This is a genomic window from Actinokineospora terrae (assembly GCF_900111175.1).
GTDB classification, from domain to species: domain Bacteria; phylum Actinomycetota; class Actinomycetes; order Mycobacteriales; family Pseudonocardiaceae; genus Actinokineospora; species Actinokineospora terrae.
Genome location: NZ_FOGI01000005.1, coordinates 286,752 through 300,201 on the forward strand (window position 1 = coordinate 286,752; position 13,450 = coordinate 300,201).

General features: G+C 71.2%; 11 protein-coding genes. 9 read left to right on the plus strand and 2 right to left on the minus strand.

The genetic code is table 11. The features are described from left to right. Window positions 1-346 precede the first annotated feature (346 nt). Together BMY07_RS12830 and BMY07_RS12835 are read left to right on the plus strand one after the other, a co-directional pair. Complete coding sequence (locus tag BMY07_RS12830; RefSeq protein ID WP_177215557.1) at window positions 347-1,174, plus strand: M23 family metallopeptidase; 828 nt, start codon at window positions 347-349, stop codon at window positions 1,172-1,174. Between the two features lie 299 nt (window positions 1,175-1,473). Then, on the plus strand, window positions 1,474-2,634 hold the full coding sequence (locus BMY07_RS12835) for a serine hydrolase domain-containing protein (protein WP_092777876.1): 1,161 nt from the start codon (window positions 1,474-1,476) through the stop codon (window positions 2,632-2,634). Between the two features lie 438 nt (window positions 2,635-3,072). On the opposite strand, the gene pcrA is transcribed toward BMY07_RS12835, so the two are convergent. Beyond that, window positions 3,073-5,442: a DNA helicase PcrA gene (pcrA, locus tag BMY07_RS12840; protein WP_092778339.1), complete on the minus strand. Its 2,370-nt coding sequence runs from the start codon at window positions 5,440-5,442 to the stop codon at window positions 3,073-3,075. A gap of 284 nt (window positions 5,443-5,726) precedes the next feature. Between pcrA and BMY07_RS12845 the strand changes: the two genes are divergently transcribed. The 7 genes from BMY07_RS12845 to BMY07_RS12875 all read left to right on the plus strand — a co-directional run bounded on the left by BMY07_RS12845 (window position 5,727) and on the right by BMY07_RS12875 (window position 12,333). Then, on the plus strand, window positions 5,727-6,029 hold the full coding sequence (locus tag BMY07_RS12845) for a chorismate mutase (protein ID WP_092777878.1): 303 nt from the start codon (window positions 5,727-5,729) through the stop codon (window positions 6,027-6,029). Between the two features lie 72 nt (window positions 6,030-6,101). Then, window positions 6,102-6,410 (plus strand): hypothetical protein, encoded by a 309-nt coding sequence (locus BMY07_RS12850; protein ID WP_092777880.1) that lies wholly within the window; start codon window positions 6,102-6,104, stop codon window positions 6,408-6,410. A gap of 105 nt (window positions 6,411-6,515) precedes the next feature. Next, a complete protein-coding gene (locus BMY07_RS34300) occupies window positions 6,516-6,953 on the plus strand; it encodes a hypothetical protein (protein WP_177215558.1) in 438 nt (145 codons plus the stop codon). A 26-nt stretch (window positions 6,954-6,979) separates the two neighbouring features. Beyond that, window positions 6,980-8,017, plus strand: a complete 1,038-nt coding sequence (locus tag BMY07_RS12860; protein ID WP_092777884.1) for a hypothetical protein — start codon at window positions 6,980-6,982, stop codon at window positions 8,015-8,017. A 274-nt stretch (window positions 8,018-8,291) separates the two neighbouring features. Beyond that, the gene (locus BMY07_RS12865) at window positions 8,292-9,140 is read left to right on the plus strand and encodes a hypothetical protein (protein WP_143073455.1); all 849 of its coding nucleotides are present in this window, start codon (window positions 8,292-8,294) and stop codon (window positions 9,138-9,140) included. A 242-nt stretch (window positions 9,141-9,382) separates the two neighbouring features. Further along, window positions 9,383-10,711 carry a serine/threonine-protein kinase gene (locus BMY07_RS12870; protein ID WP_092777888.1) on the plus strand — a complete coding sequence of 443 codons (1,329 nt, stop codon included), beginning with the start codon at window positions 9,383-9,385 and terminating at the stop codon, window positions 10,709-10,711. A gap of 17 nt (window positions 10,712-10,728) precedes the next feature. Continuing rightward, on the plus strand, window positions 10,729-12,333 hold the full coding sequence (locus tag BMY07_RS12875; protein ID WP_092777890.1) for a serine/threonine-protein kinase: 1,605 nt from the start codon (window positions 10,729-10,731) through the stop codon (window positions 12,331-12,333). Here the strand turns inward: BMY07_RS12875 and BMY07_RS12880 are convergent, their stop codons facing one another. Then, complete coding sequence (locus BMY07_RS12880) at window positions 12,334-13,266, minus strand: hypothetical protein (RefSeq protein ID WP_143073456.1); 933 nt, start codon at window positions 13,264-13,266, stop codon at window positions 12,334-12,336. It lies immediately after the preceding gene. Between the last annotated feature and the right edge of the window lie 184 nt (window positions 13,267-13,450).

Below are 13,450 nucleotides of genomic sequence, written 5' to 3' on the forward strand. Positions count from 1 at the left end.
GGCGGCCGGAAAACGGGTTGCCACCCGGATGGCCGATTGAACGGAGACGCAGCTCACACTAAGGGTGTGACTTCGGGTTAACTTTGCGTAATTACCGCTGGGTGTCGCGGTCTGCCCGTAGGGCGTCCGATGAGATCCGGGTGACCGATGTTGCCTGCGGCGCTGCCGCCCCGTTACTGTCCCCGGGTCCGTTGTCACAGTCCGGTCACGAATAGGGCCGGGGAGGAATCCAGTCGGAAAACCTCCTCAGCCGGGTCCCCCGCCCGGTACGCCCCGCACCAACGCCCGTCTCCCCGGCGAGCAGGTGTCGACGCGATCGAACTCCCCGAAGGCGGAAGGCTAGGTCTTGTCCCGACATCGCTCCACCGGTGGCGAACACGAGTTCGCCACGCTCGACGAAGCGCTCGACCGCGGCGCCCGCCGCGCGAAGGGTGCTCACCGGATCGCCCCACCGTCATCCGCCCTGCGCGGTCGCGTGGTCGTCGCCGCTGTCGCGGTCGGCGCCTTCGCCGCCGCTGCCGCCGGGCAGACGATCCACGCCGTCTCCGGCGACGGTGGCAGCACCGGTGCCGCCGCCGACGAGATCGTCCCGGTCGCGGGCGTCCGCCAGGCCTCCGCCTCGATGGGCATGGGCGGGGACGCCCCCGCCGCTCCCGAGCTGCTCGCGCTGGCCAGTCAGGCCGACGGCACGCTCGAGGCCCAGAAGATGGCCACCACCGAGCGGCTCACCCAGGCCAAGGCCGAGCGCGCCGCCGCGCTCAAGGCGCAGCAGGACGAGGCGGCCCGGCCCAAGTACGTCCGCCCGGCCGTGGGCACCTTCACCTCCGGCTTCGGCGCCCGCTGGGGCGTCACCCACTACGGCGTGGACATCGCCAACCGCATCGGCACCCCGATCCTGTCCGTCGCGGACGGCGTCGTGATCGAGGCGGGCACCGCGAGCGGCTTCGGCCTCTGGGTCCGCGTGCAGCACGCTGACGGCACCATCTCGGTCTACGGCCACGTCAACGACTACGTCGTGCGCGAGGGCCAGAAGGTCAAGGCCGGTCAGCTGATCGCGCACATCGGCAACCGCGGTCAGTCCACCGGCCCGCACCTGCACTTCGAGATCTGGGACACGGACGGGCGCAAGATGAACCCCACCCCGTGGCTGGCCTCGCGCGGGATCGCGCTGTAATTGGTCAGGCTGCTCAGCAACCCGAACCGCTGCTCGTCGCCCTCGGTCCGGTATCGACCGACGGGGCATGACCACCGCGGCTGGCGTGGCGTCTTGCTCGGCGCTGTTCAGTTGTGGCGCTCGGCCGTCACCGTGCGCTGCTGCTCACCGTCCATTAGCAGAATGCCCCCTCCTGCGTCCGACGAAACCCTTTTTCACCCGACCGTGTTCCCATCCGACGTTTCAACCGCGGTGATGGCCATGGGAGAAGTGAACCGCAGGGGTACGACAATTCCGGGGCCGCGGCTAGGTTGGCGGCCATGGACCAGGTGAGGCTGACCCGGCACCGGGACGTCATGGCGCGCCACGTCGACAGCGGGGCCGTGCCCGGGGTCGTCTCGCTGCTCGACCACCGCGGCGAAGCCCACGTGAGCGTCCTGGGCGACCTCCCGGCCGGTGCCGACACGATCTTCCGCATCTCGTCGATGACCAAGCCCGTGACGACCGTCGCCGCGCTGGTGCTGGTCGAGGAGTGCGTGCTGCGGCTCGACGACCCGATCGGCGAGCTCATCCCGGAGTTGGCGGCGCCGCGGGTGCTGCGCTCGCTCGACAGCCCGGTCGACGACACCGTCCCGGCCCGCCGCCCCATCACCCTGCGTCACCTGCTCACCAGCACTTTCGGCCACGGCGTGCTCATGGCGGCGCCCGGCACCCACCCCGTCCAGGCCGCCATCGCCGCGGCCGGGTTCGAACCGGGACCGCCGAACCCGGCGTCCACACCGGACTCAAACGAGGTCGTCCGGCTACTCGGGACACTCCCGCTGCTCAGCCACCCCGGCGAGAGGTGGTGGTATGACACGGCTTATGACGTTCTGGGTGTCCTCATCGAACGCGCGACCGGGCAGGAGCTGGGCGCGTTCCTCGCCGAACGGATCTTCACCCCGCTCGGCATGCCCGACACCGGCTTCCACGTCGCACCGGACAGGATCGCCCGGCTGGCCACCGCGTACACGACCACGGACAGTGGCGACCGCGCCGTCTACGACCCGGCCGAGGGCGGCCAGTGGAGCACCCCGCCCGCCTTCCACTCCGGCGCGGGCGGCCTCGTCAGCACCGCCGCCGACTACCGCGCCTTCCTGACCATGCTCCGCCGCGGCGGCGCCCCGGTGCTCTCCCGCCCGTCCGTGCTGACCCTGTCCTCGGACCAGCTGACCAGCGCCCAGAAAGCGGGCGGCGGCCTGGTCGACGGCTTCTTCGACACCTCGACCTGGGGCTTCGGCGTCAGCATCGTCACCACCCGCGACGACCTCCACAAAACCCCCGGCCGCTACGGCTGGGAAGGCGGCCTGGGCACCTCCGGCCAGGTGGACCCGACCGAGGACCTCGTCACCATCCTGCTCACCCAACAGGCCTGGACCTCCCCAGCAGGCCCCAAGATCTACTCCGACTTCCTGACCTCCGCCTACCAGGCCCTCGACTGACCCAGCCCCAGGACCGCCACTCCACCAGGTCCCCGGCCCGGCGCCCACCCACGCGCCCGACAACCCATCCGCCCAAGTCGTCCCAGTCGACAACAGGCAACCCAACCGGCCGCAGGTGCTCCCACCAGCCGCAGATTCCCCCACCGCAACTGCTTCGCGCGCACGCGGTCCCGACCCTGCCCAGCCCCCACCCACACCGGGGGGCGTCCCAGTGCCAGTCTATCGGCACCCACCGACAGACGATCTTGAAACAGCCCGCCGAAGATCCACATGTGGATAACTTCTGTCGCTGAACCGGGTGAACTCGGCGCGGGAGCGCGGCGCGAGGCCAGGGCGATGCCCCAGCCAGACCAAGCCAGGGAGCTGCGGAAACGCCGGAAGACCCGAGCCAGAAAGACCCCGGCCCGCAGGCCGGGGTCCGCCGAAGACCAGTCCCGGCTAGAGCTTCACCATGGGGACGCCGCCGATGAGCATCAGGCGGATGGTGCCGGAGGTGCCGAAGTCGATGGTGGCGGTGGCACGGGCGCCCTGGCCCTCGGAGGCGATGACCGTGCCCAGGCCGTACTTGTCGTGGTTGACGCGGTCGCCGACCGACAGCGACAGGGAGGGGGCGTCCTGCCAGCCCCGGGTCGGGGAGGAGCGCTGCCTGCTGGCCTGGACCGACTCACTGGAGCGGCTGCCCCAGGTGGTGGCCCTGGTGGGCATCGAGCGCTCCGGGCCGAGGCGGCGCCAGTCGAGGAGGTCGGGGGGGATCTCGTCGAAGAAGCGGGAGGCCGGGTTGGTCATCGGCTGGCCCCAGGCCGAGCGGACGATGGCCCGCGACAGGTACAGCCGCTCGCGGGCGCGGGTGATGCCGACGTAGGCGAGCCTGCGCTCCTCGGCCAGTTCGACCGGGTCGCTCAGCGCGCGCATGTGCGGGAAGATCCCGTCCTCCCAGCCGGTGGAGAACACGACCGGGTACTCCAGGCCCTTCGCGGTGTGCAGGGTCATCAGCGTGACCACCCCGCCGGTGTCCTCCGCGTCCGGGATGGAGTCCGCGTCGGCCACCAGCGACACCCGTTCGAGGAACGCCGCGAGCGACCCGGCGGCCGGTCCGGTCTGCTCGACCGGCTCGATGCCCTCGGGCGCGTCGTCGGGCGCCATCACCTCGGGCGCCTCGGTGAACTCCCTGGCGACGGTGATCAGCTCGTTGAGGTTCTCCAGCCGGGACGCGTCCTGCGGGTCGTCGCTGGCCTCGAGCTCGGCCCGGTACCCGGTCTGCTCCAGCACCGCGTCGAGCACCTCGGCCACGTCCTGGCCGTCGTCGACGAACCGGCGCAGGCCGTCCACCAGCTCGACGAACCCGGAGATCGCCCGCTGCGAGCGCGGGTTGAGCAGCGGCACCTTGCCCTCGGTGGCCGCGCGCAGCGCCGCGGCGAAGGAGACCCGCTCGCGGTCGGCGTAGGCGGACACGCAGGCCTCGGCCCGGTCGCCGATGCCGCGCTTGGGCACGTTGAGCACCCGGCGCAGGCTGACCGTGTCGTCCGGGTTGGCCAGCACCCGCAGGTACGCCAGCGCGTCGCGGATCTCCCTGCGCTCGTAGAACCGCACGCCGCCGACCACCCGGTACGGCAGCCCGAGCCGGATGAAGATCTCCTCGAACACCCGGGACTGGTTGTTGGTGCGGTAGAACACCGCGACGTCGCTGTTGTTCGCCGCGCCGGAGTCGACCAGCCGGTCGATCTCGTTGGCGACGAAGTTGGCCTCGTCGTGCTCGTTGTCGCCGACGTAGGCGACGATCTTCTCGCCGTCGCCCATGGCCGTCCACAGCCGCTTGTCCCGCCGGTTCGGGTTGCGCGAGATGACCGCGTTCGCCGCCGTGAGGATGTTCTGCGTGGAGCGGTAGTTCTGTTCCAATAGGACAGTCGTCGCGTTCGGGTAGTCCCGCTCGAACTCGACGATGTTGCGGATCGTGGCGCCGCGGAAGGCGTAGATGGACTGGTCTGCGTCACCGACCACGCACAGCTCTGCCGGTGGCAGCCCGTCGTTGCCCTTGCCGACCAGCTCCCGCACCAACGTGTACTGCGCGTGGTTGGTGTCCTGGTACTCGTCGACCAGCACGTACCGGAACCGGCGGTGGTAGTACTCGGCGACGTCCGGGAAGGCCTGCAGCAGCTCGACCGTCCGCATGATCAGGTCGTCGAAGTCCATCGCGTTGGCCTGCGTGAGCCTGCGCTGGTACTCGGCGTACACCTCGGCGACCCGGCGCTCCAGGTCGTTGCCCGCGTTCTGCGCCGCGGTCTCGGCGTCGACCAGTTCGTTCTTCAGGTTCGAGATGTGCACCGACAGCGTCCGCGCCGGGTACCGCTTCGGGTCCAGGTCGAGGTCGCGGGCCACCAGGGTCAGCAGCCGCCGCGAGTCGTCGGCGTCGTAGATGGAGAAGCTCGACCCCATCCCGAGCGACTTGGCCTCGCGGCGCAGCACCCGCACGCACATCGAGTGGAAGGTCGACACCCACATGGCGTTCGCCCGGCGGCCGACCAGGTCGGCCACCCGCTCCTTCATCTCGGCGGCCGCCTTGTTGGTGAAGGTGATCGCCATCACCTGACCGGGGTGCACGTCCCGCTCGGCGAGCAGGTAGGCGATGCGCCTGGTGAGCACCCTGGTCTTGCCGGAACCGGCACCGGCCACCACCAGCAGCGGGGTCCCGGCGTGCTCGACGGCGCGGCGCTGCTGGTCGTTGAGGTCGTCGATCAGCGCGGCCACCCTGGCCGGGCGCGCGGGGGCCGGACCGGGATCGGGGGCGGGGAGGTCGAAGAGAGCTTCCATCGTGGCGACCACGGTACCGGGGGTCACCGACACCCCGGCGCCGCCACCGCCTGCCCCGTGATCGTCTTCGGGAATTCACGCAACCGCTCGACCCCCGCGCCCGCCGTGTGCCATGCTCGTCTGGTGCTGACCTGCTACGAGTTTTTCTACGGGAACCGGACTCCGGCTCCCGTAGTGGTGTAGGCGCACACAGCAGACCACCGCGAAGCCCCGAGTCCACCGGACCCGGGGCTTCCGTTGTCTCGGGAACGTGACCTGGTGCCAGAGATCACCGAGGGAAGATGATGAGCCCGATCACCGAGAACAAGCCCGAATCAGCCAAGCCGAGTGTCGAACTGCCCGCGCCGGAGGAAGTGGCCGAGCTGCGCAAGGAGATCGATTTCCTCGACCAGGAGATCCTGCGCCTGGTCAAGCGCAGGGCCGAGGTGTCCAAGGCGATCGGCGCGTCCCGGATGGCCGCTGGCGGCCCCCGGATCGTGGTCAACCGCGAGATGGACGTGCTCGCCCGCTACCGCGAGCTCGGCCCGGCCGGTCGCACGCTCGCGCTGGCCCTGCTGGACCTCAGCCGGGGCAAGCTCGGCCGCTGACCCGGCCGAACCAGGGGTGGACTAGGGGGAATCCCCCATTTCCGCACGGCGGGGGTGGGGCAGACTGGGACCATGGTGGATCTCATCGCGGTCCTCGTCGCCGTCATCGCCCTGGTCGCCGCACTCGGCCTGGTCGGGTACCTCGCGCTGCTGAACTCGGCGGCGCGCAAACGCGGGGCGAGCGGCAACGCCGTCGCCACGTACGTCCGCAGCAGGTGGCCCGTCGCCGGGATCACCACCGCGGGAGCCGCGCTCGCCTGGTTGCTGACCAGCGGCGGCGGGTTCCTCGACGTGGTGGCGATCCTGATCGCGGCGGGCTCCGGCGCGGTCGCGGGCAAAGAACTGTCCCGCACGATGGAGCGCTACCGCACCGATAGGTGAACCCAGCGCGCATTTCCGGCCCGCGCGTCACGCGAACGTGTGGCGCGGGTCGGGCGATGTCGGCGCAGGCGAGACAACAGCGCGTAACCGCATAGTCTTCTCCGCGTGATCGGATCTACCCCACGCGACGACGTGCGCCGGGCCACGGTGGTCTGCGCGCCCCCCGACGACGCCGACTCCGGCGCCGCGGGCACCGTCGCGAGCTGGACCTCGGCCGGGGGCGAGGCCACCACCGCCCCGCGCCCCGACCCGACCAGGGTCATCCGCCCGCAGCGCGTGCCGGGCCGGTCCCCCGAGATCAACCGGGACCACGTGCCCGCCGCCCACCCGGACCACCGCGCGCTCGGCGCGCCCGAGCACCTGCGCGACACCACCGGCTCCTTCGAGCGCCGGATGCCCGCGCCGCGCTGCCACGCCTCCCGGATCGGTGCAGGCACCGAGCCCGCGGCCCGGACGCGCGCCCACTTCACCGACACCGCCGCCGGGTACGGCCTGCCCAAGGGGCGGCCTGCCGAGGAGTTCCAGGTCGTCAACACCGGCTGAGACGCCGAAGAGGAGTCGTACGCACGATGGCCCCCAGTGACGGCCAGGACGAAGACACCCCCGACACCGACGCGCTCTACCGAGACACCAAGGACGACACCGACGACACCGATTGCGCCGACAGCGTTGACGGTGCCGACGACAGCCAGGGCAAGCACCGGGCGTACGGGGTCCGCGCGCGGCGGGTGCGGGGGGCCGGGGCGCACGCGCTCAGCAGCGCCGCCCGCGCCGCCGACGAGACCGACGTGCTCCCGGTCATCGGCGCCACGGTCCGGGTCGACCGGCCCGCCACCGGCCTGGCCAAGTTCGACCTCGGCAGCATCCCGGCCTCGGTCACCCCGCCCCGCTCCTGGCGGCACGCGGCGTGGTTCGCGGTGACCTCGGCGATCCTGGTGGTGATCGGCCTGACCTACGCGGCGGCGACGCTGATGTCCGGCCCGCGCCGCCCGGACGTGATCGAGGCGCTGCCCGGGTTGCCCAGCCAGTTCCCCCGCCCGCTGACCGACGCGCCGTCCGGCCTCACCTCGACCCCGGACCAGCGGCGGGAGTCCCCGGCGCCCACGACCACGACGGCGGACTCGCCCGCGCCGGGTCCGCTCGCCCCGCCGCCGACCGAGGCGCCGCCCACCGCGGGCGGGCCGGGGTCCTCCGCGCTCGTGCAGTCGACCAGCGCCCCCCGGCCGTTCTTCGAGACCGACGAGCCGCCGAGCGCGGCACCGCGCAGCACCGTGGTCACCCCGATGCTGGTCGTCCCGCCGAACGACCCGAAGACGATGGGCGACCGCACCGAGGACTACTACCGGCACGTGGTCACCGACCCGGACGCGGCCTACGCGATGACCAGCGGCTCCCTGCGCCGCCAGGGCCAGGAGCAGATCCAGCGCCGCTACGCCGGGGTGAGCCGGGTCGAGGTGGAGCGGATCGTGATCGACCCGACCAGGGCACGCACCCGGTCGGTGCTCAAGGTCTTCCGCAAGGACGGCACGGTCGTCAGCGAGGAGCGGGAGCTGACCTTCTCCTACGGCGAGGACCCGCTCATCACCGCCGACAAGGTGGCCGACTAGCCGTGGCGGGCGGGTGGTTCACCTCTTGCGCCTGGTCAGGCATGATGGGCGGGGTGGGGCCGAGGTGATGGACCGCGCGGCCCCCGGTGTTGGTCCGATCGCACCCGACCCAGCGGGTTCCGGTCGGAGCCGTGTGTCACCACTGCTCTTTTCGAGTGAATCTGGTCGCCGCCTATCGCCTCGATCGGGTGATGCGCCGAGAAAGAGTGGTGTGAGCACCCGGCAGCACGGTACGAGTTGCCCCGACGAGCGAGTCAGGCGGAGGAAAGCGGCAGTGGATCGTCCGACGACCGGTAAGCGCCGGGTGCGCTCCGGGTCGGTTCGCGTCGCAGACCTGATCCGGCGCCAGCCGGAGCCCGGCCCCGACCCCGTGGACGTCCCCGAGGCGTTCACCCCGACGGTGGACACCCAGTCGGTGCGGTTGGTGCCAGGGCACGAGGTCGGCGAACCGGGCCACCCGGCCTCGCGCACCGCGCGGCTGGCCAAGCTCACGGGTCTCGGCGTGGCCGTGGTCACGCTCTGCGGCGCGGTCGCCGCGGCGACCGTCGTGGCCCGTGACCGCGACTCCGGCCGCGGCTCGGCCGTGGCGGGCAGCCAGATCACCGGCGAGCGCGCATTGCTCCCGCACCAACTCGGCCGGGTCGTGGCCGGTGACGGGCAGGTCGACGCCCAGGTGGTGTCCCAGTCCACCGGCGCGGCGTCGGCCAGCATCAGCCCACCGGCGAGCACCACCAGCCGCCCACCGGTGGCGGGCTCCGGCCAGCGCAGGGGCACCGGGGACACCAACCCGGCGCGCTCCGAGCGCGGCCAGCGGGCGCTCACCTCCAGCCGCGAACTGGTGCTGGAGTACTACCGGCTGATCGAGGTCAACCCGCGGTCGGCCTTCGAGCTCATCGCGGGCGACGTGCTGGGCACCACGCTCGGCGAGTTCCTCGGTTCGTGGACCGAGGTCAGCCGGATCGAGGTGCTCGACGTGGTGGAGCGGCGCGACGGAGTGCTCGCGGTAATCCGGATCCACCTGCGCGACGGTGTCCACCTGCGGGTGCAGCAGCTACTGACGGTCACCAAGACCGTGCCGCAGCGCATCGTCGACGCCGAGTTGGTCTCCGCGCAGCAGGACTGAGGTCCGGTGTGGTTGCCCCCGTTCGGGGATGATTGTGACAGTATGTAGCGGTCACCGGTGGCGCCCCCGTGGTGGTGGGACTGCGTTCGTGCGCGCTGCGTGAACGCCTAGCCTGGACCGGTCGGCCAACCCCGGATCCGCACCGGTGACGCCGGTGCCGGGGTGCGCTCCGGTGGCGCGCACCCGCGCCGTTGACGAACAGCCCGCGAAGCGCTTCGCGGGTGAGGGAGGTTCCGGTCGGGATGAGCGACGAGGGCCGGCTGGTCGCCGGGCGCTACCGGCTGGAGCGACGCATCGGCAGCGGTGCCATGGGCGTCGTCTGGCAGGGCGTCGACGAGCGGCTCAACCGCACGGTGGCGATCAAGAAGCTGCTGCTGCCCCCCGGCCTGCCGGTCGACGAGGCCGAGGAGGCGGTGGCCAGGTGCAAGCGCGAGGGCCGCATCGCCGCCCGCCTGCACCACCCGAACGCGATCGCGGTGTTCGACGTGGCCGACGAGGACGGCGCGCCCTGCCTGATCATGGAGTACCTGCCGTCGGTGAGCCTGGCGATCGCGCTGACCGAGCGCGGCCCGCTGGCCCCGGCCGAGGTCGCCGCGATCGGTGCCCAGGTGGCCGCCGCGCTGGCCGCCGCGCACGCGGCCGGGATCGTGCACCGCGACATCAAGCCGGGCAACATCCTGCTCGGCGACGACGGCTCGGTGAAGATCACCGACTTCGGCATCTCCCGGGCCACCGACGACGTCACCGTCACCAAGACCGGCCTGATCGCGGGCACCCCCGCGTACCTGGCCCCCGAGGTCGCCATCGGCCGCGACCCCTCGGCCGCCTCCGACGTGTTCTCCCTCGGCTCGACGCTCTACGCGGCCACCGAGGGCGAGCCGCCGTTCGGCCTGTCGGAGAACACCCTCGGCCTGCTGCACGCGGTCGCCTCCGGCAAGATCAACCCGCCGTCGCAGTCCGGCCCGCTGACCGACGTGCTGGTGGCGCTGCTCGCCTCCGACGTCGAGGCGCGGCCGAGCGCGGCCAAGGCCCGCGACATGCTGATGGCGGTCGCCAGGGGCGACGACCCGGACGTGCCGCCGGTGCCCACCGCGTCCGACTCGCGCACCAGGCTGATCGCCGCAGGCGCCCCGATCCCGGTCGGCGGGCGCACCCCGAGCAGGCAGGGGATGGCCAAGGTCGCCCCGCCGCCGCTGCCGCCGCGCTCGCGGATGCCGCTCGTGGTCGCCGGGGTCGGGCTGGCCGCGATCCTGGCCGTCGGCACGTTCTTCATCCTCAACAAGGACAACAGCGTCGGGCCGTCCAACCAGCCCGACACCGTCAACAACCCGTCCCCCTCGGTCGTGCTGCCCACCACCAGCGACGACAAGCCCGAGGTCGACCCGACGACCAAGGTCGTCGTGCCGACCACGAACCAGCCGAGGCAGACGACGGTGGTGACCACCACGACCACGCAGTCGGTGCCGACCACCACGACGACCCCGTCGGTGCCGACCACCACCAGCACGCAGGTCACCACGACCACCCAGGACCCGAACAACTCGAGCGCGACCCCGACCACTACCCAGTGAGCCAGGAGCGGCAGCACATGACCAGCGAGCAGACCTTGGTGGCCGGGCGCTACCGGCTCGGCGCGCGCATCGGCAGCGGCGCCATGGGCGTGGTCTGGCAGGCCAAGGACGAGCGGCTGCACCGCACCGTCGCGGTCAAGCAACTGCTCTCCCAGCCGGGGCTCAGCGCCGACCAGGCCGAGGAGGCCCGCCAGCGCGCCATGCGCGAGGGCCGGATCGCCGCCAGGCTCGCGCACCCCAACGCGATCACCGTCTACGACGTGGCCGAGCACGACAACGAGCCGTGGCTGATCATGGAGTACCTGCCGTCGAAGAGCCTGGCGACGGCGCTCACCGAGCGCGAGGTGCTCCCGCCGGTCGAGGCGGCCAGGATCGGCACCCAGATCGCGGCCGCCCTGGTCGCCGCGCACGCGGCCGGGATCGTGCACCGCGACGTGAAGCCCGCCAACGTCCTGCTCGGCGACGACGGCACTGTCAAGATCACCGACTTCGGCATCTCCCGGGCCACTGGCGACATCACGGTTACCGCCACCGGCATGCTTGCGGGTACACCGGCCTACCTGGCGCCTGAGGTCGCCAAGGGCGAGGCGCCTACGCCTGCCGCGGACGTGTTCTCGCTGGGTTCGACGCTCTATACGGCGGTAGAAGGACATTCGCCGTTCGGGCTATCGGAGAACACGCTCGCACTGCTGTACGCGGTCGCCGCAGGCAAGGTGACGCCCCCGCGCCAGGCAGGGCCTCTTACGGCTCTCCTGATGCAGCTGCTGCGCGCCGACCCGAAGGAAAGACCGACGATGACGGCGGCGAAGGAAGCCCTCGCCGCGGTCGCCGCGGGCAAGCCGCTGCCCGCCGTGGCCATGCTGAACCAGCGGACCGTCCCCGCGCCCCGCCCGCAGACCCTGCCCCCGGTCAGCGGAACCCGCCTGGACGTCAACCCGTTCGCGGAGCCGAACCCGTCCGGCCCGATGCGCCAGCCCGCGGTCCCCCAACCACAGCAGCCGCCGCGCAACTACGGCCCCCGCACGCCCCCCGGTGGCGCTGTCCGCCAGCCCCCGGCCCCGGAGCGCAAGAAGAAGCACGACGTCCGGTCGGTCCTGCTGACGGTCTTGGCCATCGTCGCGGCGGCGCTCATCGGCATCCTGGTCGCGAGCCTGTTCACCACCAAGAACTCCCCCCAGGCAAGCGGCGGCCTGTCCACCACCACGACAGCGGCGCCCACGACTACCACCAGCACCGCCCCCCGCACGACCACCACCCCGCCGCGCCCCACTGCGACGACGACCCCGCCTCCGCCACCGTCGGCCGCTCCGACGCCAGCGGAAGTGGAAGGCGCACTGCGGAACTACTACGCATTCCTGCCCGCGAACACGAAGGCCGCTTGGGACCTGCTCACCGACAAGGCCCGCGACAAGTCCGGCGGCTACGACAAGTTCACCAAGTTCTACGACACCCTGACCGCCGTGGAACTCGTCGAGGCCAAGGCCGAGGGCAACCGGGTAGCCGCCCAGATCAAGTTCACCCGCAAGAACGGCAAAGCCTCCCAAGAGCCCTACATCTACGTCTTCACCCAGCAGGACGGCACCCTCAAGATCGACGACTTCGCCCAAGCCCGCAAGGGCTGATCACCGCCGCCGCAACACCCAACCGACGACGGCGGCCGCGACCACAGCGGCCCCGACAACGGCGCCAGTGGCCGAGCCTGTTCTGGCCGGTTGCGCGGGTGGAACGGCTGGCGTCGCGGGTGGAGCCCCAGGAACTGCGGCGGGCCTCTCGCCGTCTCGCACCACGAGCACCCACACCAACGTCACCAGGGCGACGAAGCAGGCTTCCACGGTGACCAAGAACGCCACGTAGCTGTGCCAGTCGTAGATGGCACGGGTGTTCGGCACGAGTGCGGAGAGCGCAAACACCTCGCCGAAGCAGAGGATGGCGAGAGAGAACATCGCGATCGTGGGATCGTTGAGAGTGTCATGGTAGAACCGGGCCTCTAGTCCCAACGCGACGATCAGCAGAGGGATGACCTGGCTCATCTGTGCGAAGAACTCCTGTTCGACACCGCTGGTTGGTTGCAACATGTACTCCCACCAGACCGTGGCGAGGTATGCGCCAGTGGTGCCAACGAGCAGCGGTACGGCTGCCTGCAGGCGGCTCCACTCGTCAACCAGCGCCTCACGCGTCTTGGCGCTCACCAGCAGCATTGGCTTGGTGTCGATAGTCGTGCTGACGAGCATCGCCAGTCCAAGCGCGTAGATGAGCGCGGACACCAGGTCGAACCAGAGCGTTCGTGGCGGTACCACCCAGATCGCCAACGCGTCAGTGGTGAGCGTCAGCGTGGCGCCGAACAACCACCAGGCCATGATCCCGCGCCCGGGCTCTCCGTTGACCCGCAGGCGAAAGCGGCGCTTGAACTGCGCTACCAGGACGAGCAGCAAGGTGTCGATCACGATGAGGGTCCAGTGCACCATCGCGTAGGGCACCTGCGTCGCGTCCGCCACCGCGCTCAGGAACTCGTCGCTGAACGCCAGCAGGACCAACAACAAGAACGTGGCTGTCATGGGCACTCGCCCACCCCGTACCGCCGTCAACGAACCCTCCTCGACTGATGACCATGGTTTAGGTCGTCGGTAGGCGGCTCGGTGTATCAGGATCGGTCCACTCGCCTCCGCGACATCCACTCGATCGTGCGGGTTGGGGCGAGGACGGGGGTTCCGGGTTGCCCGCGACCGGGCTGGGGCGCAG

Coding starts and splice junctions, on each gene's coding strand:
- pcrA (WP_092778339.1), bottom strand. CDS start 5,442: ATGGAAGCTCTCTTCGACCTCCCCGCCCCCGATCCCGGTCCGGCCCCC.
- BMY07_RS12875 (WP_092777890.1), top strand. CDS start 10,729: ATGACCAGCGAGCAGACCTTGGTGGCCGGGCGCTACCGGCTCGGCGCG.
- BMY07_RS12845 (WP_092777878.1), top strand. CDS start 5,727: ATGAGCCCGATCACCGAGAACAAGCCCGAATCAGCCAAGCCGAGTGTC.
- BMY07_RS12870 (WP_092777888.1), top strand. CDS start 9,383: ATGAGCGACGAGGGCCGGCTGGTCGCCGGGCGCTACCGGCTGGAGCGA.
- BMY07_RS12850 (WP_092777880.1), top strand. CDS start 6,102: ATGGTGGATCTCATCGCGGTCCTCGTCGCCGTCATCGCCCTGGTCGCC.
- BMY07_RS12880 (WP_143073456.1), bottom strand. CDS start 13,266: ATGACAGCCACGTTCTTGTTGTTGGTCCTGCTGGCGTTCAGCGACGAG.
- BMY07_RS12835 (WP_092777876.1), top strand. CDS start 1,474: ATGGACCAGGTGAGGCTGACCCGGCACCGGGACGTCATGGCGCGCCAC.
- BMY07_RS12860 (WP_092777884.1), top strand. CDS start 6,980: ATGGCCCCCAGTGACGGCCAGGACGAAGACACCCCCGACACCGACGCG.